This window comes from Streptomyces sp. NBC_00670, from assembly GCF_036226765.1.
Classification (GTDB): Bacteria; Actinomycetota; Actinomycetes; order Streptomycetales; family Streptomycetaceae; genus Streptomyces.
In genome coordinates, this window is sequence record NZ_CP109017.1 from 934,926 (window position 1) to 951,972 (window position 17,047).

18 protein-coding genes are annotated in these 17,047 nt (G+C 72.6%); 6 read left to right on the forward strand and 12 right to left on the reverse strand.

Annotated elements, in window-relative coordinates; all coding sequences use genetic code 11:
* Positions 1 to 97: 97 nt before the first annotated feature.
* On the reverse strand, positions 98 to 1,051 hold the full coding sequence (locus OIE12_RS04080; protein WP_329131808.1) for an ROK family protein: 954 nt from the start codon (positions 1,049 to 1,051) through the stop codon (positions 98 to 100).
* 174 nt (positions 1,052 to 1,225) lie between these two features.
* Here OIE12_RS04080 and OIE12_RS04085 point away from each other — a divergent pair, with 174 nt between their 5' ends.
* Positions 1,226 to 2,302 carry a LacI family DNA-binding transcriptional regulator gene (locus tag OIE12_RS04085; protein WP_329131810.1) on the forward strand — a complete coding sequence of 359 codons (1,077 nt, stop codon included), beginning with the start codon at positions 1,226 to 1,228 and terminating at the stop codon, positions 2,300 to 2,302.
* Between the two features lie 7 nt (positions 2,303 to 2,309).
* On the forward strand, positions 2,310 to 3,119 hold the full coding sequence (locus OIE12_RS04090; protein ID WP_329131812.1) for a hypothetical protein: 810 nt from the start codon (positions 2,310 to 2,312) through the stop codon (positions 3,117 to 3,119).
* 102 nt (positions 3,120 to 3,221) lie between these two features.
* On the opposite strand, the gene OIE12_RS04095 is transcribed toward OIE12_RS04090, so the two are convergent.
* The 4 genes from OIE12_RS04095 to OIE12_RS04110 all read right to left on the reverse strand — a co-directional run bounded on the left by OIE12_RS04095 (position 3,222) and on the right by OIE12_RS04110 (position 6,329).
* A complete protein-coding gene (locus tag OIE12_RS04095; protein ID WP_329131814.1) occupies positions 3,222 to 4,184 on the reverse strand; it encodes an electron transfer flavoprotein subunit alpha/FixB family protein in 963 nt (320 codons plus the stop codon).
* A 90-nt stretch (positions 4,185 to 4,274) separates the two neighbouring features.
* A complete protein-coding gene (locus tag OIE12_RS04100) occupies positions 4,275 to 5,060 on the reverse strand; it encodes an electron transfer flavoprotein subunit beta/FixA family protein (protein ID WP_329131816.1) in 786 nt (261 codons plus the stop codon).
* A gap of 212 nt (positions 5,061 to 5,272) precedes the next feature.
* On the reverse strand, positions 5,273 to 5,794 hold the full coding sequence (locus OIE12_RS04105) for a flavin reductase family protein (RefSeq protein ID WP_329131817.1): 522 nt from the start codon (positions 5,792 to 5,794) through the stop codon (positions 5,273 to 5,275).
* Between the two features lie 205 nt (positions 5,795 to 5,999).
* Positions 6,000 to 6,329 carry a TlpA family protein disulfide reductase gene (locus OIE12_RS04110; protein WP_329131819.1) on the reverse strand — a complete coding sequence of 110 codons (330 nt, stop codon included), beginning with the start codon at positions 6,327 to 6,329 and terminating at the stop codon, positions 6,000 to 6,002.
* A gap of 318 nt (positions 6,330 to 6,647) precedes the next feature.
* Between OIE12_RS04110 and OIE12_RS04115 the strand changes: the two genes are divergently transcribed.
* Positions 6,648 to 7,376, forward strand: coding sequence for a lysophospholipid acyltransferase family protein (locus OIE12_RS04115; RefSeq protein ID WP_329131821.1), 729 nt, complete (start codon positions 6,648 to 6,650; stop codon positions 7,374 to 7,376).
* A gap of 22 nt (positions 7,377 to 7,398) precedes the next feature.
* Here OIE12_RS04115 and OIE12_RS04120 read toward each other — a convergent pair whose 3' ends face one another.
* From OIE12_RS04120 to OIE12_RS04135, 4 genes are all read right to left on the reverse strand, one after another.
* Positions 7,399 to 7,992: a transglutaminase domain-containing protein gene (locus OIE12_RS04120; RefSeq protein ID WP_329131823.1), complete on the reverse strand. Its 594-nt coding sequence runs from the start codon at positions 7,990 to 7,992 to the stop codon at positions 7,399 to 7,401.
* Positions 7,993 to 8,078: 86 nt separating this feature from the next.
* Positions 8,079 to 9,149 (reverse strand): threonine aldolase family protein, encoded by a 1,071-nt coding sequence (locus tag OIE12_RS04125; protein ID WP_329141724.1) that lies wholly within the window; start codon positions 9,147 to 9,149, stop codon positions 8,079 to 8,081.
* Positions 9,150 to 9,187: 38 nt separating this feature from the next.
* Positions 9,188 to 9,943: an SDR family NAD(P)-dependent oxidoreductase gene (locus tag OIE12_RS04130; RefSeq protein WP_030377868.1), complete on the reverse strand. Its 756-nt coding sequence runs from the start codon at positions 9,941 to 9,943 to the stop codon at positions 9,188 to 9,190.
* A 35-nt stretch (positions 9,944 to 9,978) separates the two neighbouring features.
* A complete protein-coding gene (locus OIE12_RS04135; protein ID WP_329131825.1) occupies positions 9,979 to 11,376 on the reverse strand; it encodes a DUF6421 family protein in 1,398 nt (465 codons plus the stop codon).
* Positions 11,377 to 11,927: 551 nt separating this feature from the next.
* On the opposite strand from OIE12_RS04135, the gene OIE12_RS04140 reads away from it, so the two are divergent.
* Positions 11,928 to 12,611 carry a glycerophosphodiester phosphodiesterase gene (locus tag OIE12_RS04140; RefSeq protein ID WP_030377866.1) on the forward strand — a complete coding sequence of 228 codons (684 nt, stop codon included), beginning with the start codon at positions 11,928 to 11,930 and terminating at the stop codon, positions 12,609 to 12,611.
* A 13-nt stretch (positions 12,612 to 12,624) separates the two neighbouring features.
* Here the strand turns inward: OIE12_RS04140 and OIE12_RS04145 are convergent, their stop codons facing one another.
* Positions 12,625 to 13,164, reverse strand: a complete 540-nt coding sequence (locus OIE12_RS04145; protein WP_329131829.1) for a GNAT family N-acetyltransferase — start codon at positions 13,162 to 13,164, stop codon at positions 12,625 to 12,627.
* A gap of 304 nt (positions 13,165 to 13,468) precedes the next feature.
* Between OIE12_RS04145 and OIE12_RS04150 the strand changes: the two genes are divergently transcribed.
* On the forward strand, positions 13,469 to 13,861 hold the full coding sequence (locus OIE12_RS04150) for a VOC family protein (protein WP_329131831.1): 393 nt from the start codon (positions 13,469 to 13,471) through the stop codon (positions 13,859 to 13,861).
* Between the two features lie 20 nt (positions 13,862 to 13,881).
* Here OIE12_RS04150 and OIE12_RS04155 read toward each other — a convergent pair whose 3' ends face one another.
* The gene (locus tag OIE12_RS04155) at positions 13,882 to 14,493 is read right to left on the reverse strand and encodes a MarR family winged helix-turn-helix transcriptional regulator (RefSeq protein ID WP_329131833.1); all 612 of its coding nucleotides are present in this window, start codon (positions 14,491 to 14,493) and stop codon (positions 13,882 to 13,884) included.
* Positions 14,490 to 16,175 (reverse strand): FUSC family protein, encoded by a 1,686-nt coding sequence (locus OIE12_RS04160; protein WP_329131835.1) that lies wholly within the window; start codon positions 16,173 to 16,175, stop codon positions 14,490 to 14,492. Before OIE12_RS04160 ends, OIE12_RS04155 begins: the two co-directional genes overlap by 4 nt.
* Positions 16,176 to 16,355: 180 nt before the next feature.
* Between OIE12_RS04160 and OIE12_RS04165 the strand changes: the two genes are divergently transcribed.
* Positions 16,356 to 16,985 (forward strand): DUF5134 domain-containing protein, encoded by a 630-nt coding sequence (locus OIE12_RS04165; RefSeq protein ID WP_329131837.1) that lies wholly within the window; start codon positions 16,356 to 16,358, stop codon positions 16,983 to 16,985.
* Positions 16,986 to 17,047 lie beyond the last annotated feature (62 nt).

A 17,047-nucleotide genomic window follows, 5' to 3' on the forward strand; every position in this document is an offset into this window, starting at 1 on the left:
CCCCTGATCAGGGGCGCGGGGAACTGCGCGATCCTTTTGGGGGTCCAGGGGCCTGCCCCCCGGATTGGGACGGGAAAGGGCGGCGGGGGCGGGAAAACTAAACCCCCGCCACCGTCCCCTCCTCCACCCCCGTCAATGCCGCGGCCGCCGCCCCCACCAGTCCCGCGTCCGTCCCCATCCGCGCCGGCACCACCTCGAGCCCCCGTACGAACGACAACGTCGCGTAATCCGTGAGCGCCCGCCGCAGCGGAGCGAACAGCACCTCGCCCGCCTTGGCGACACCTCCGCCGATCACCGCGATGTCGATCTCGACGAGCGTCGCCGTCGCCGCGATCCCCGCCGCCAACGCCTGCGCCGCCCGCTCGAAGGAGGCGAGGGCCACCGGGTCACCGGTCATCGCCGCCGCGGCCACCGCCGCGGCCGACGCGTCGCCGTCCGGCCCGGGCAGCCAGCCCCCCTCCACCGCGCGCCGCGCGATGTTCGGCCCGCTGGCGATGCGCTCCACGCAACCGCGCGCCCCGCACGGGCACGCGTCCCCGTCGAGGTCGACGCTGATGTGCCCGATGTGCCCGGCGTTCCCGGTCGGCCCGGGGTGCAGCCGTCCACCGAGCACCAGGCCCCCGCCGACGCCCGTCGAGACCACCATGCACAGCGCGTTGTCATGGCCGCGCGCCGCACCCTGCCAGTGCTCGGCCGCCGTGATGGCCACCCCGTCGCCGATCAGTTCGACCGGCAGCCCGCCGGTCAGCGCCCGCACTCGCTCGACGAGCGGATAGCCGCGCCAGCCCGGCACGTTGACCGGGCTCACCGTGCCTGCGGAGGCGTCCACGGGGCCCGCGCTGCCGATGCCGACGGCCCGCACCGCGCCCCACCGTGGCGAGGCGGTCAGCTCGCCGAGGACCTGGGCCACGGCGCCCATCACGGTGTCGCCGTTCTCCTGCGCGGGCGTGGCGGCCTGAGCGCGCAGCAGTATCCGGCCATGGCCGTCCACCAGCGCACCAGCGATCTTGGTGCCTCCGATGTCGAGCGCGGCCACGAGGTCGGTGTGCATCAGTGTGTGGTCTCCCCAGTGTCGTATCGGCGGGAAAGCGCAGGCCGGAGATTGCGGTGGACAGTCTCTCCCGCATCTGACAACGTTGTCCAGGCTCTATGCTCGACGCCACATCCTCATACAACCCCATGGACCGACGCATCCCGGGTGCGAACAGGAACCGTGCCGGACCCCGTGGACGACAGGACAGGACAGCGCATCGTGCCCGAGACCGCCCGCCGAGGAGACCGCATCGCGGCCAGCCGCTACGGAAACCGCCCGACCATGAAGGACGTCGCGGCGCGTGCCGGAGTCGGTCTGAAGACCGTTTCGCGCGTAGTCAACGGCGAGCCCGGGGTGACCCCGGACACCGAGCGGCGCGTCCAGGAGGCCATCGACGCGCTGGGCTTCCGGCGCAACGACAGCGCCCGGGTGCTGCGCAAGGGCCGTACGGCGAGCATCGGTCTGGTCCTGGAGGATCTGGCCGACCCGTTCTACGGTCCGCTCAGCCGCGCGGTGGAGGAGGTGGCCCGGGCGCACGGCGCGCTGTTGATAAACGGCTCCAGCGCGGAGGACCCCGAGCGTGAACAGGAGCTGGTGCTCGCGCTGTGCGCGCGGCGCGTGGACGGACTGGTGGTGATCCCGGCCGGGGACGACCACCGTTATCTGGAGCCGGAGTTGAAGGCGGGCGTGGCCACGGTGTTCGTGGACCGTCCGGCCGGCCGGATCGACGCCGACGTGGTGCTCTCCGACAGCTTCGGCGGGGCGCGCGACGGCGTCGCCCACCTCATCGCGCACGGCCACCGCCGGATCGGCTTCATCGGCGACATGCCCCGCATCCACACCGCCGCCGAACGTCTGCGCGGCTACCGGGCGGCCATGGAGGACGCCGGGATAACCGTGGCGGACGGCTGGATGTCGCTGGGCGTCACCGACCCGGAGCGGGTGCGGCGCGCCGCCGAGGAGATGCTGGCCGGCTCCTCCCCGGTGACCGCGATCTTCGCGGGCAACAACCGCGTCACCGTCACCGTCGTCCGGGTCCTCGCGGAGCTCGGCCGCCCGGTCGCCCTGGTCGGCTTCGACGACTTCGAGCTCGCCGATCTGCTCCGGCCGGGCGTCACCGTCGTCGCCCAGGACGCCGCCGCGCTGGGCCGCACGGCCGCGGAACGGCTGTTCCGCCAGCTCGACGGCGGCCCCCTCGGCCCCGAGCGGATCGATCTGCCGACCCGGCTGATCCAGCGCGGCTCCGGCGAACTGCCTCCGGCGGACTGAGCCGCCCGTGCCGGACCACGTCACCGACGACCACATCCCCGACGACCGCACTCTGGAGGCCCTGGGGCTCGCCGACGCCCCGCGCGAGCACCCGCTGCTCTACCCGGGCGCGTGGCCGGCGTCCTCCGGACTGCTCTCCGGGGACCACCTGCTGCCGCTGGACCGTTGCACCTACGAGGACCGGGTCCCCGTCCTCGCCATCGGCTCCAACGCCTGCCCCGGCCAGCTCCGGCACAAGATGGCCGGTTCCGGGATCGCCGCGCCGATCCCGATGGTCAAGGCGCGGGTGACGGGCCTCGACATCGGCGTCTCCGCGCACATCAGTCTGCTCGGCTACGTCTCCGCGTCACCGTTCCACTCCCCCGGCACGGTACGGGAGTTGTTCGTGACCTGGCTGGACGAGGAGCAACTGGCCGTCATCGACGCCAGCGAGGGCGTCTTCCGCCCCACCGGCGGCTACGACCGCGCCTGGCTGCCCTCGTACGCGGTGCAGGTGGAACTGGAGTGCGGCAAGCGCCTGGACGGCGTCCACGCCTACGTCAACCGCCGCGGCGTCCTGCACGACGGGACGGGCACGGGCGCCCCGCGCCAACACCCCGGCGAACACGCCCTGCTCACCGAACTCCTGCTCGCCACACCCCGGTTGCGCGAGCTGTTCGGGGCGACGGCGGAAGAGTTCGTCTCCCGGGCCAGGCACAACGGCGACCTGTGCACCCGGGGCACCCAACTCCTCGCCGAGGAGAAACTGGTGACAACGTCAGGCCTGGAACGCCACGTATCCCCTGTCAGGGGCGCGAGGAACTGCGCAATCTTTTAGGGGGGTCCGGGGGCGCAGCCCCCGGGGACGGGAAGGGTAGGGGCGGCGGGGGCGAGAGAACTCCCGCACACCCCACCGCCCCGCCACCACTCACACGCGGGCTCAGCCCTTGCGCGCCTTGATCTCCTCCGTCAGCTGCGGCACGACCTCGAAGAGGTCACCGACGACGCCGTAGTCGACGAGGTCGAAGATCGGCGCCTCCGCGTCCTTGTTGACCGCGACGATCGTCTTCGACGTCTGCATACCGGCCCGGTGCTGGATCGCCCCGGAGATCCCGTTGGCGATGTACAGCTGCGGCGAGACGGACTTGCCGGTCTGGCCCACCTGGTTGGAGTGCGGGTACCACCCGGCGTCCACGGCGGCACGCGAGGCGCCGACGGCCGCACCGAGCGAGTCGGCGAGGTTCTCGATGAGCGAGAAGTTCTCCGCGCCGTTGACGCCACGACCGCCCGAGACGACGATCGCGGCCTCGGTCAGCTCCGGCCGCCCCGTCGACTCCCGCGCCGTGCGCGAGGTCACCTTCGTACCGGTGGCTCCGTCGGAGAACGTGACGCTCAGCGCCTCGACGCTGCCGGCGGCCGGGGCGGCCTCGACGGCGGCGCTGTTCGGCTTGACCGTGATGACCGGAGTGCCCTTGGAGACGCGGGACTTGGTGGTGTACGAGGCGGCGAACACCGACTGCGTGGCCACCGGGCCCGCCTCCCCGGCCTCCAGGTCGACGGCGTCGGTGATGACGCCGGAGCCCAGGCGCAGCGCGAGGCGGGCGGCGATCTCCTTGCCCTCGGTGGAGGAGGGCACGAGCACGGCGGCCGGGGAGACGGCGGCGACGGCGGCCTGGAGGGCGTCGACCTTGGGGACGACGAGGTAGTCGCCGTACTCGGCGGCGTCGTCGGTGAGGACCCGGGCCGCGCCGTGCTCGGCGAGCGCGGCGGCGGTGTCGCCGGCGCCGTTGCCGAGCGCGACGGCGACCGGCTCGCCGACGCGGCGGGCCAGGGTCAGCAGCTCCAGGGTGGGCTTGCGGACGGCGCCGTCCACGTGGTCGACGTAGACGAGGACTTCAGCCATGGGACTTCTTCTCTCCTGCTTGCGGAAGATGAGGGGCGGGAAGCGGGACGAGCCTGTGGCTCAGATGAACTTCTGGCTCGCGAGGCTGCATCAAATGAACTTGCGCTCCGCGAGGAAGGCGGCGAGCTGCTTGCCACCCTCGCCCTCGTCCTTGACGATCGTGCCGGCGGTGCGGGCCGGACGCTCGGCGGCCGACTCGACGACCGTGTAGGCGCCCTCCAGGCCGACCTCCTCGGCCTCGATGCCGAGGTCGGACAGGTCCCAGGACTCCACCGGCTTCTTCTTCGCCGCCATGATGCCCTTGAAGGAGGGGTAACGGGCCTCGCCGGACTGGTCGGTGACCGACACGACCGCCGGCAGGGAGGCCTGGAGCTGCTCGGAGGCGGTGTCGCCGTCCCGGCGGCCGGTGACCACGCCGTCCTCGACGGACACCTCGGACAGCAGCGTCACCTGCGGCACACCGAGGCGCTCGGCGACGAGCGCGGGGACGACGCCCATGGTGCCGTCGGTGGAGGCCATGCCGGAGACCACCAGGTCGTAGCCGGCCTTCTCGACCGCCTTGGCCAGGACCAGGGAGGTGCCGATCGCGTCGGTGCCGTGCAGGTCGTCGTCCTCGACGTGAATGCCCTTGTCGGCGCCCATCGACAGTGCCTTGCGCAGCGCGTCCTTGGCGTCCTCGGGGCCGACGGTCAGGACGGTGACCTCGGCGTCGTCGGCGTTCTCGGCGATCTGCAGCGCCTGCTCGACCGCGTACTCGTCCAGCTCGGAGAGCAGACCGTCCACGTCGTCCCGGTCCACGGTCAGGTCCTCGGCGAAGTGCCGGTCGCCGGTGGCGTCGGGCACGTACTTCACAGTGACAACGATCCTCAAGCTCACGCCGGCTCTCCTACTGCATCGTCATTTCCGGTCTGCCTTCTTCCAGGCAGCATAGGCGCCCGGAGCGGCCGATCCCGGTCGGGACGGACCGCGCCCCGAACGAAATATTACTCGTCAGTACACTCATATCGTGCCCACTGAGCAAGCGCTTGGAACTGTGACCTTGACAACGCCGTACGACGGGCCCGCGAGGCCCCGGGGACGGGGGCGGTTCAGTCCCGCAGACCGTTGAACCGACCCTGGTGGTAGACGAGGGGGCGGCCCTCCCCCGAGGGGTCGCCGACGGCGACCTCGGCCAGCACGATCCGGTGGTCCCCCGCCGGGACCCGCGCCACCACGCGGCACACCAGCCAGGCCAGGACGCCGTCCAGGACCGGCACGCCCTCGGGTCCCTCGCGCCATCCGGTGGGCGCCCCGAAGCGGTCGGCACCGTGGCGCGCGAAGGTGCCGGCCAGCTCCCGCTGGTGTTCGCCGAGTATGTGGACGCCGACGTGTCCGGCCTCGGCGACGGCCGGCCAGCTGGAGGAGCCGGTACTGATCCCGAAGGAGACGAGCGGCGGGTCGGCCGAGACCGAGGTGAGCGAGGTGGCGGTGAAGCCGACCGGCCCCGCGCCGCCCCGCGCGGTGACGACGGCGACCCCGGCCGCGTGTCGCCGGAAGACGGAGCGGAGCAGATCGGGCGAGGCGGGCCGGGCCGCGTCGAGGGAGCTGTCGAGCGAGGAAGGGGCCGTCATCGAGTTGTCCTTCCGAGTGGCGGGGCGCGTGGGTCCGTGACTGTTCAACGGCCCGGACAGCGCGCGCCGCGCACTCCTCGGGCGGCGGACCGGTGGCCGCGCCCGGCGAGAAGGGTTTCCGACGACATGCGGTCAGATTGACGAAAGGTGGTGCGCACAGTCAAGTACGCCCCGGCCGCCGTGGGCCGCCGGAACCACCCGCCCGTCATCGCACCGCCTCGCCGAGCGCGGCGATCACGTCCACCCTGCGCGGCTGCCCCGCCGCACGCCGTACGACACGTCCGGCCGCGTCGAGGACGAGCACCGTGGGGGTCGCCTCCACCTCGAGCGCCCGTACGAGGTCGAGGTGCTGCTCGGCGTCGATCTCGACGTGGACCACGCCCGGCACCATTCCGGCGACCTCGGCGAGCACCCGCCGGGTGGCCCGGCAGGGGGCGCAGAACGCGGTGGAGAACTGGACGAGCGTGGCCCGCTCCCCCAGCTCCCGCCCCAACTGCTCCTCGCCCAGCCGCCTGTCGTCGTCCTGCCCGTGCACCGAGGTCCTCCACTCCGCCGTCGACGCGGCACCCGGGCGCGATCCGCGCGCCCTGTGCCCTCCGGGCAACCATCGGCGGGGCCGCGGGGATTCCCGGTACGGCGGCACAGTGAGGTGTCGACTCATCGATCTGACGACGTGGCGACGTGGCGACGTGGCGACGTGGCGACGTGACGAGGATTACGCCTCCTGCGGGCACCAGGGCTGGTCCCCCGCTCGTTCTTCGGGCACGATCTGCGAGAGCCGCAAACCTACGGCTGCGTAACTTGTCGCCGGGAGCCCTTCCCCGGCAGAAGCAGGAAGGGGCCACCCCGTCCCATGGCAGAGCTGGTCTACCGCCCCGTCATCGGTTTCGCCCGCACCCTGTTCAAGGTGTGGGACCTGAAGATCGACTGCCAGGGCACGGAGAACATTCCGCGGTCGGGTGGTGCCGTGCTGGTGAGCAATCACATCAGCTATCTGGACTTCGTCTTCGCGGGTCTGGCGGCCCGGCCGCAGAAGCGGCTGGTCCGCTTCATGGCCAAGGAGTCGGTGTTCCGGCACAGGATCTCCGGCCCGCTGATGCGCGGCATGCGGCACATCCCGGTCGACCGGGGGCAGGGCGAGGCGGCGTACGAGCACGCGCTGGACTCGTTGCGCTCCGGCGAGGTGGTCGGCATCTTCCCGGAGGCCACGATCTCGCAGTCGTTCACGCTGAAGAGCTTCAAGTCCGGCGCGGCCCGGCTGGCGCAGGACGCGGGGGTGCCGCTGATCCCGGTGGCGCTGTGGGGCACCCAGCGCCTCTGGACCAAGGACCACCCGCGCAACTTCAAGCGCAGCCACACCCCCATCACGGTCCGGGTCGGCGAGGCGGTCGAGGCCGCGCGCGACCAGTACGCCGGTGCGATCACCCGGCGGCTGCGGGAGCGCGTCCAGGAACTGCTGGAGGCCGCACAGCGCGCCTACCCCGTACGCCCGAAGGGCCCCCACGACACGTGGTGGATGCCCGCGCACCTGGGCGGCACCGCCCCGACCCCGGAGGCACTGCGCGCCGCCGAGGCCCGCTGACCCGGCGGGCGCCCCGCGCCGCTCAGAGGGCGGTGGGCAGCGTCCGCCACAGATGGGCCCGGTCCGGAGCGCCGCGCAGCGCCGTCAGCACCGCCGGGTGCGGTGCCGCGTACAGGAGGGGGTGGTCCGCCTCGCCGGCCGCCGGGTCCGGGACCCAGGCCAGTTCCTCGCCGTCCAGGGAGAACCGGGCGGCCACGCCGGGCTTGTTGCCGCGCGGATCCTGCCGGTGCCAGGCACCGCGGAAGCGGACCGCGACCAGCCCGTGCACGGCGTGCCCGCTCCCGTCGTCGTGGGCGAGGCGCTGATAGCACAGCGCGGTCGGGATGTCCTCGGCGCGCAGGAGCGCGGCCAGGGCGTGCGCCTTGGCATAGCAGATGCCGGTGCGCTGCTCCAGGACGTCGGAGGCGCGCCAGGTGACGCGCGGATCTCCGGAGTCCGCCGAGTGGGGAATGGTGTCGCGCACGAATTCGTACGCGGCCTGCGCATAGGCATACGAGTCCGCCACCTCGGCGGCGAGCCGCGCCGCCGTCTGCCGCACGCGCGGATGGTGATGGTCCACGGCCTCGTCGGCGGCGAGGTACGCGGAGAGGTCGGGGTCTTCCTGGATCAGCTGCATGCCCGCAGAGCATAGGAAAACGATCACTCACGAGTCAATGACTTTACGAGCGACCGCATACCTATGCATTACCCCGCAGGGACTGCCTACCGCGCCATCTCCTCCTTCAGCGCGGCCACGAACGCGTCGACGTCGTCCTCCGTCGTGTCGAAGGAGCACATCCAGCGCACGTCGCCCGCCGACTCGTCCCAGAAGTAGAACCGGAAGCGCTGCTGCAGCCGCCTCGTCACCTCGTGCGGGAGCCGGGCGAAGACGCCGTTGGCCTGCACGGGGTGGAGGATCTCCACGCCGTGCACCGCGCGGACGCCCTCGGCCAGGCGCTGGGCCATCTCGTTGGAGTGCCGGGCGTTGCGCAGCCACAGATCCTTGGCGAGCAGCGCCTCCAACTGCACCGATATGAAGCGCATCTTGGAGGCGAGCTGCATCGACAGCTTGCGCAGGTGCTTCATGTGGCGCACGGCGTCCTGGTTGATGACGACGACGGCCTCGCCGAACAGCGCGCCGTTCTTCGTCCCGCCCAGCGACAGCAGGTCGACGCCGACGGCGTTGGTGAACGTGCGCATGGGCACGTCCAGCGAGGCGGCGGCGTTGGCGATGCGGGAGCCGTCGAGGTGGACCGTCATGCCGCGCGCGTGGGCGTGGTCGCAGATCGCGCGGATCTCCTCGGGCGTGTAGAGGGTGCCGAGTTCGGTGCTCTGGGTGAGCGAGACGACCTGCGGCATCGCGCGGTGCTCGTCGTCCCAGCCGTACGCCTGCCGGTCGATCAGCTCGGGGGTGAGCTTGCCGTCCGGGGTGGGCACGGTGAGCAGCTTCAGTCCGCCGACCCGCTCGGGCGCCCCGCACTCGTCGACGTTGATGTGCGCGCTCTCGGCGCAGATCACCGCGCCCCAGCGGTCGGTGACCGCCTGGAGCGCGACGACGTTGGCGCCGGTGCCGTTGAAGACCGGGAAGGCCTCGGCGGTGGGGCCGAAGTGGCCGCGGATCACACGCTGGAGGTTCTCGGTGTAGTCGTCCTCGCCGTACGACACCTGGTGCCCGCCGTTGGCCACGGCCAGGGCGGCGAGCACCTCCGGGTGGACCCCGGCGTAGTTGTCGCTGGCGAAGCCGCGCACCGACGGGTCGTGGTGGCGGCGCGCGTCGGTCTTCGGGGGGTTCACCGCGTCGGCGGGGCGTACGGCATCGGTCCGGGAAGGGTTCACGGCTTCTCGGTCAGCCACAGACGGTTTCCGTTCACTTCGGCGGCGGACTTCTGCCAGATTCCGGCGATGGCCTCGGCCAGGTCCTCGACGTCGGTGAAGCCCGCGAACTTCGCGTTGGGCCGGTCGGCGCGCATGGCCTCGTGCACCAACGCCTTGACCACCAGGATCCCAGCCGCCGAGGTCGGCCCGTCCGGGCCCCCCGCCTTGCGGAAGTAGTCGGCCATGGCCAGGGTCCAGGCCTCGGCGGCGGCCTTGGCGGCGGAGTAGGCGGCGTTGCCCGCGGTGGGTTTGGTGGCGCCGGAGGCGCTGATCAGGACGTACCGGCCGCGGTCGCTGCGCTGCAGCGCCTCGTGGAAGGCGAGGGTGGTGTGCTGCACGGTGCGGATGAGCAGCAGTTCCAGGAAGTCCCAGTCGTCGAGGCTGGTCTTGGTGAAGGTCTCGCTGCCCCGCCAGCCGCCGACGAGGTGGACGAGCCCGTCGACCCGGCCGAAATCCTTCTCGATGTGCGCGGCCCACTCGTGGGTGGACTTCAGGTCGAGCAGGTCGACGGTGTCTCCGGTGACGGTGGCGCCGCCGTGCGCGAAGCTCGCCGCGTCGACGGCCTCCGACAGCCGCTCGGGATCGTTGTCCGAGGCGACGACGGTGGCGCCCGCCTCGGCCAGTCGCAGCAGTGTCGCCCGGCCGGCGGGTCCGCCCGCGCCGGCCACCGCGATCACCGCACCGCTGAGAGCTCCGTTGGCCCCGTTCCCCATGTTCTTCGCCTCCTGAGCAGTGGTGGTGCGGTCGCTCACGCGGCGATCCGCTCGGCGGTGTCCGCCGTGATGCCCTTGGTCGAGGCAATCACGTTCTTGAGCTTCTTGGACAGCGCCTCATAGAACATGCTCAGCGGAAACTCGTCCGGCAGCACGTCGTCGACGAGTTTGCGCGGCGGCAGGCTCAGATCGAGGGCGTCGGGACCCTGCGCCCACTTCGAACCCGGGTGCGGGGAGAGGTAGGTGGAGACCAGCTCGTAGCCGGCGAACCAGTGCACGAGCTTGGGGCGGTCGATGCCGTCCCGGTAGAGCTTCTCTATCTCGGCGCACAGGTCGTTGGTGACCTGCGGGGCGCGCTGCCAGTCGATGAAGAGCTTGTTGTCGGTCCAGCGGACGACGTCGTGCTTGTGCAGGTAGGCGAAGAGGAGCTGGCCGCCGAGGCCGTCGTAGTTGCGCACCCGGGCGCCGGTGACGGGGAAGCGGAACATGCGGTCGAACAGCACCGCGTACTGCACGTCACGCGCCTGCGGGACGCCGTCGGCCTGCAACGTGACGGCCTCGCGGAAGGCGGTGAGGTCGCAGCGCAGCTCCTCCAGGCCGTACATCCAGAACGGCTGGCGCTGCTTGATCATGAACGGGTCGAAGGGCAGGTCGCCATGGCTGTGGGTGCGGTCGTGGACCATGTCCCACAGGACGAACGCCTCCTCGCAGCGCTTCTGGTCGTGGACCATGGCGGCGATGTCCTCGGGCAGCTCCAGACCGAGCAGGTCGACGGCCGCGGCGGTGACACGGCGGAAGCGGGCGGCCTCGCGGTCGCAGAAGATGCCGCCCCAGGAGAATCGTTCCGGCGCCTCGCGCACGGCGATCGTCTCGGGGAAGAGAACGGCCGAGTTGGTGTCGTAGCCGGCCGTGAAGTCCTCGAAGGTGATGCCGCAGAACAGCGGGTTGTCGTACCGGGTGCGCTCCAGTTCGGCCAGCCAGTCGGGCCAGACCATGCGCAGCACGACCGCCTCGAGGTTGCGGTCGGGGTTGCCGTTCTGCGTGTACATCGGGAAGACGACCAGGTGCTGCAGTCCGTCCCGGCGGTCGGCGGCGGGCCGGAAGGCGAGCAGCGAGTCCAGGAAGTCGGGCACGGCGAAACCGCCTTCGGCCCAGTGGTCGAGATCCTTGACGAGCGCCTGGTGGTACGCGGCGTCGTGCGGCAGCAGCGGGGACAGCTCCTCGACGGCATCGATCACCCGGCGGACGGCGGCCCGTGCGTCGGCGGCGGAGGGGGCGTCCTCGGCCTCGAAGTCGATCGAGCCGTCCTTGGCCTGCCATGGCCGGATCCGCTCCACGGCATCCTTGAGCACGGGCCAGGCAGGGTGGTCCACCACCTTGACCTGCGGAGGAACCTGCCCCTCCGAACCCACCGGCGCAAGAATTTCCGTCATGACCCATCCTTCACGGGAGAAGTTTTCGCGGGAACCGTGAGGACACCGTATGCCCGCACGGTTTGCCCCAGCAAGGGCGCCCGCGACAAATTGTGCGGTGCGATCCCCACTCCAACCGTTGTTTTTCCCGTCTCCTGCCGTTCAAACGACTACTTCCACACATGCGACCGCCGGGCGCGTGCGGTGCGCGGGCCGGCCGGGCGGCATCACCCCAGGATGTGACCGGCCGACCGGATCCGGCCACCGGAGCGGCCGGGGGCGGCCGGCGGAGACGCCGGAGCGGCTGCCGGGGATGCTCGGCGCAGGAGGTTGCCCGCGGTCTTCGGCGGCGGGCGGTGCGGCCCGCGTCGGTCAACGGCTGCGGGGACGCGCCCACCCAGGGGTGACGCCGGTCGGGCGGGCTTTGCGGGCCCGCGTGGCCGGGTGCCTCCGTTTCGCCGTGTCCGACCGGGTTCACCACGGGTGCGGGCCATTAGGCTGCGCCCTGCCGCGTGGGTACGAAGGTGCAGTGCGCGGCAGCCGAGCCGCCGTCGACGGAAGCGAGATGAACCTTGAACTTCCTCACCATCGGTCACCGCGGAGTCATGGGCATCGAGCCCGAGAACACCCTCCGGTCCTTCGTCGCCGCCGAGCGCGCGGGCCTCGACCTGATCGAACTGGATCTGCACCTGAGCAAGGACGGAGCCCTCGTCGTCATGCACGACGCCGAGGTGGACCGGACGACCGACGGCGCGGGCCCCATCGCCGAGAAGACCCTCGCCGAGCTGCGGGCGCTCGACGCCGGCCGGGGCGAGCGCGTGCCGACCTTCGAGGAGGTCCTGGACGCGGTGGCGTCGCCGCTCCAGGCCGAGATCAAGGACGTCGCGGCGGCCCGGGCACTGGCCGAGGTGATGACCCGGCGGGACCTCGTCGCGCGTGTGGAGGTGCTCTCCTTCCACGACGAGGCGCTCGCCGAGATCGCCCGGCTGGTCCCCGGCGTGCGCACCGCGCTGGTCGCCAGCCGCTACGGCCTGGACGTGGTGGACCGCGCCACGGCCGTCGGCGCCACGACGCTCGTGCTCAACATCCGCCGGCTGACCCTGGAGGTCGTCGAGTACGCGCGCAAGGCGGGCCTGAGGATCATCGGCTGGGTGGTGAACACCCAGGACCATCTGCGTCTCGTCCGCGCCCTGGAGCTGGACGGCGCCACGACCGACTACCCGGAGATCAAGCGCACCGGCCGCTTCACCGCCTGACCGGCACCGCGGCTCAGCCCAGCGGCTTGACCAGGAGTTCGAACCGCAGGTCGTCGCGGAGCGGTATGCCGAAGCGCTCGTCGCCGTACGGGAAGGCACTGGTCCGGCCCGTACGGCGGTAGCCGCGCCGCTCGTACCAGGCGATCAGGTCCTCGCGTACGGAGATCACCGTCATCTGCATCTCGGTGACGCCCCAGCTCTCCCGCGCCGTCCGCTCCGCCTCGGCCAGCACGGCCCGGCCGAGCCCGCCGCCCTGCAGTCCCGGGCGGACCGCGAACATGCCGAAGTAGGCGCTCTCGCCGCGGTGCTCCAGCTGGCAGCAGGCGACGAGCGCCCCGTCGCGCTCCACGACGAGCAGCCTGCTGCCCGGCGACTCGACGACCTCGAGCACACCCTCCGGGTCGGTCCGCTGCCCGTCGAGTATGTCCGCCTCGGTGGTCCAGCCGGTCCGGCTGGAGTCCCCGCGGTAGGCCGACTCGATCAGCACGACGAGCGCGTCGACGTCGGCGGCGGTGGCGTCGCGAAAGGTCAACGGGGCGGCGGCGGTGTCCATGGGGACGGCTCCGATCAGTCGTGCGGCACGGCAGGAAAGAGACTAACGCCGGGGTCTGACATGGCTGGGTCCGCCGTTCGGATCAGGTCGCAGGGGGCCGACGGTGTCGACTCGACCGCCGGTGAGCGGGGTCTGGTGCGTGCAACTGCAAGGCGGAGGAGGGAGCCGACGCGGTGGGGGTCCCCCTGCTCGAACGAAGTTGAGCGCGTGGGGAAGTCGGCGACCGACGACAACGCCGCGGATGTGCGTGCCGGACCCCGCGTCCGCGAACTGATCCGAACGACAGGCCTTAGGCTCGGCAGGCATGGTGCATGTACTGAGCAGCCGTGTGCTGCTGCGGCCGACGGATCCCGAGCGTTCCCGCGTCTTCTACGGCGAGCTGCTGGGGTTGCCCGTGTACCGCGAGTTCGGCACGGGTCCGGAGCGCGGCACCGTCTACTTCCTCGGCGGGGGCTTCCTGGAGGTGTCCGGCCGGTCCGAGGGCCCCGTTCCGCCCTCCGTCCGGCTGTGGCTCCAGGTCACGGACGCGGCAGCCGCCCACGAGGAGCTGGTCGCGAAGGGCGTGGGGATCGTCCGGCCGCCGGTGAAGGAACCGTGGGGGCTGGTCGAGATGTGGATCGAGGACCCGGACGGCGTCCGGATCGCGCTCGTGGAGGTCCCGGCCGACCATCCGATGCGGTACCGGCCGGGCATCTGACCTGGCCCGCGGCCCCCGGGTCAGCCGCGAGGGCCGCCGAGCCGGCCCTCCAGCTGGATGAGGAGTTCGCCGAGGACCCCGGCGAGTTCGCCCTGCTGTGCGCCGTCCAGGCCGGAGAGCGCGGCCGCCTCGTAGGCGAGCTGTTCGGGCAGGACGGAGTCGACCAGTTCGCGTCCTGCGTCGGTGAGGCGGACATGGGCGACCCGGCGGTCGCGGTCGTCACTGCGCCGCTCGACCAGCCCGCGCTCGCTCAGCTGTTTGAGCCGCTTGGTGACGGCGGCCCCGGAGGAGAACGTCTCCCGGGCCAGTTCGCCCGGGGTCAGCTCGTGGTCGGTGCGGCGCAGGGTGCCGAGGACGTCGAACTCGGGCCGGGTGAGCCCGGCGTGGCGCAGCGGGGCGTCCTCGGCCTGCTGGAGGAGGGCGGCGCAGCGGTTGATGCGGCCGATGATCTCCATGGGGCGGGTGTCGACGTCGGGCCGCACGGTCCGCCACTGCCGGACGACGGTGGCCACGGTGTCGTGCGCGGAGGTGCGCGCGGGGTCGTGCGGGGGGCCGGGGGTGCCCGCCCGGCCGTCCCCGGTTCTCCCGCCGTCCGCCGGGGGTGCCGCGCCCGTCGCCTTCGCCGCCGTCATGCCCGTGTGTCCTCCGAGGTGTGCGGTGTGTGCAGTCCCTGACGTCGTACCGTCGCGGCGAGCGTACGGTGTGCCGACTGTTCGGCCGCCAGCACCCGCTCCTCGGGGAGGGCACGCTGCCACCATTCGCCGGCCGCGGCGTCGGCGGCGGCGCGCAGTTCGACGACGGCGGCGGCCAGCGCGCGCCGCGCGGACTCCAGCGCGCCGGGCGCCGGGCGCTCGGCGGCCATCGTGCGCGCCGCGTGCTCCCGCGCGCGCTCCACCGTCCCGACCGCCTGTTCGACCCGGTCGCCGGCCCGCCGGTTGGTGACGGCGACGGCCGCGACGAAGCCGACCAGCGCGCCCACGAGCGTGTCCAGGACCCGGTCGGCGATCAGTTCGCCCGGCTGCTGGAAGCGCGCGAACTCGGTGACGAGGAGCGCCATGGGGGTCACGCAGACGGTGCCGAGCCAGTAGTTGCGGCCCATGAACGCCTCGGCGGCGAAGTTGAAGGCCAGGCAGCACAGCACGAGGGCGACCGGGGCGAGATGCGCGAGGGGGACGATCGCGGCGAAGAGCAGGACGCCGAGGACGTTGCCGACGACGCGCTGGACGGCACGGCTCCAGGTGAGCGTGACGTTGGCCTGGTAGAGGGAGGCGGCGGTGACGAGCGCCCAGTACGGGCGGCCGACGCCGAGCGCGAGCGCGGCGGCACCGGCGAGGGCGCAGCCGAGTGCGGTGCGCAGCGCGATCGGGGCGAGGTGGCTCCACCCGTCGCGCAGGGGCCGTGCGGGCGCCTCGTGCGCGGCCTCCGCCTCGGCCTCGACGCCGAGGAGTTCCTCCGCCGCCTCCCCCAGGCCGCCGGCGTCGGGGACGGGTCCGGTGCCGCGCAGGGCGCGGGCCCAGTCGCGCAGCCGGCCGGGGTCGGTGTCGGCGGGCGCGGCGAGCGCGACCTCCGCCCGGACCAGGAGCCGCCGCAGGGCCCGCCGCGTGGCGGTCGAACGGGTGGGCGGGAGCAGGGACTGCCAGGCGGTCTGCACGGCTGCCGCGGCCGTGGCGTGCGCTCGGCCCGCGCCCTCGCCGGTGCCGCCCGTCGCGGCGTATGCGGCGGTCGCCCGCAGCGCCTGCGCGGTCGTACGGCGCTCGGGTCCGTGCGGCCGGAGGAGCCCCGGGGCCATCCCGACGAGCCACGCCCAGGCACCGGCGACGGCGGTCAGCGCGAGATGCCCGGGGACCTGCCCGAGGGACTGCGGCACGAACAGGGCCGCGGAGGCGATGAAGGTGAGGACGACGTGGCCGGGCGGGCCGATGCGGGTGGCGTCGCACAGCGTCTTCTGCACGGCGGCGATCAGCGCGCCGACGAGCACCAGGACGAGGGGGTTGGTGGTGAGCGAGGCCGCCACCAGGGCGAGGGCGAGACCGGCGAGCATGCCGGCCACGACCCGGGCGAGGACGCGCGCCCGTGCGGCGTAGGGGCGGCTGTGCGCGTAGAGGGCGCAGAGCCCGCCCGCCATCGTGTACATCGCCAGGTCGAGACGGCCGACGGCGAGCAGGGCGAGAGTGGGCGGTGCGACGGAGGCGACGCTGCTCAGGGCGGGCTTGAACCAGATGTCGGACGGGCCGCCCAGGCGCAGGACGGCGAGGAGCGGGAGCCGGCGGATCCGTGGGGGCTTGGCGTGGGGACGCGGGGCGGCGCTGGGCATGCGGAAAGTTTAGCATGTGTTTTACTCGTGAAATACCTCGCTCCCGTCCGGCGCCTCCGGAAGCGCGACGTCCCGCGCGCGCTCCCCCGCCTGCCCCTTTGCGCCCTTTTGCACGTCCTCCCGCCGGGGCATGCCCTGACCGACGGTGAGGAGAGGAAACCAAGGGGGGTGCGGGTGCACGTGCACGGATCGGCTTCGCCCGGGTGGCTGCTCGTCGCGTTGTGCGCGGTGACCGGGGCCTACTGTCTGCTGCGCACGCGCAGCGCCGTCGAGGAGCAGCGCCGGGCCGCGGGCGGCGAGGCGCTGATGGGGTTCGGCATGGCGGCCATGGCGGTCCCGGCCGCCGTCCTGGCGCCGCCGCGCTGGGCGTGGGGGATCTGCGCGCTGGTGTTCGGGGCGGCGGCGATACGCGCGGTGTGGGCGGCCCGGGCAGGAGGGCACCATCTGCACCACCTCGTGGGCACGGGCGCCATGGCCTACATGGCCGCCGTCATGTCCGCCTCCCCCTCCTCCGGCCACCACGGACACGGCTCGGCCGCGGGACCACCGACCGTGACGGGCGTGCTGGCGCTGTATTTCGCCGGGTACGTGCTGTGGTCGGGCGCCCGCCTGATACCGGCCCCGGCGGTCGCCGGCGGGAGCGGTGGAGTCGGCGGGATGGGCGGGATGGGCGAGGTCGGGGGCGCTCGGGCCCGTGATACGGGGGGAGTCGGCCGGGGGGCCGTCCTGTGGCGGGACCGGCTCGAACTGGCGCGCGCCTGTCGGCTGTCCATGGCGATGGGGATGCTCGCGATGCTGCTGATGATGTGAGGCCGCGCTCCGTGGCGTGCGTCACTTTGCGCGGACGGCGCGTATCCCGGGGCACCGCCCGG

Coding starts and splice junctions, on each gene's coding strand:
- OIE12_RS04080 (WP_329131808.1), bottom strand. CDS start 1,051: ATGCACACCGACCTCGTGGCCGCGCTCGACATCGGAGGCACCAAGATC.
- OIE12_RS04095 (WP_329131814.1), bottom strand. CDS start 4,184: ATGGCTGAAGTCCTCGTCTACGTCGACCACGTGGACGGCGCCGTCCGC.
- OIE12_RS04105 (WP_329131817.1), bottom strand. CDS start 5,794: ATGACGGCCCCTTCCTCGCTCGACAGCTCCCTCGACGCGGCCCGGCCC.
- OIE12_RS04115 (WP_329131821.1), top strand. CDS start 6,648: ATGGCAGAGCTGGTCTACCGCCCCGTCATCGGTTTCGCCCGCACCCTG.
- OIE12_RS04120 (WP_329131823.1), bottom strand. CDS start 7,992: ATGCAGCTGATCCAGGAAGACCCCGACCTCTCCGCGTACCTCGCCGCC.
- OIE12_RS04130 (WP_030377868.1), bottom strand. CDS start 9,943: ATGGGGAACGGGGCCAACGGAGCTCTCAGCGGTGCGGTGATCGCGGTG.
- OIE12_RS04135 (WP_329131825.1), bottom strand. CDS start 11,376: ATGACGGAAATTCTTGCGCCGGTGGGTTCGGAGGGGCAGGTTCCTCCG.
- OIE12_RS04145 (WP_329131829.1), bottom strand. CDS start 13,164: ATGGACACCGCCGCCGCCCCGTTGACCTTTCGCGACGCCACCGCCGCC.
- OIE12_RS04150 (WP_329131831.1), top strand. CDS start 13,469: ATGGTGCATGTACTGAGCAGCCGTGTGCTGCTGCGGCCGACGGATCCC.
- OIE12_RS04155 (WP_329131833.1), bottom strand. CDS start 14,493: ATGACGGCGGCGAAGGCGACGGGCGCGGCACCCCCGGCGGACGGCGGG.
- OIE12_RS04160 (WP_329131835.1), bottom strand. CDS start 16,175: ATGCCCAGCGCCGCCCCGCGTCCCCACGCCAAGCCCCCACGGATCCGC.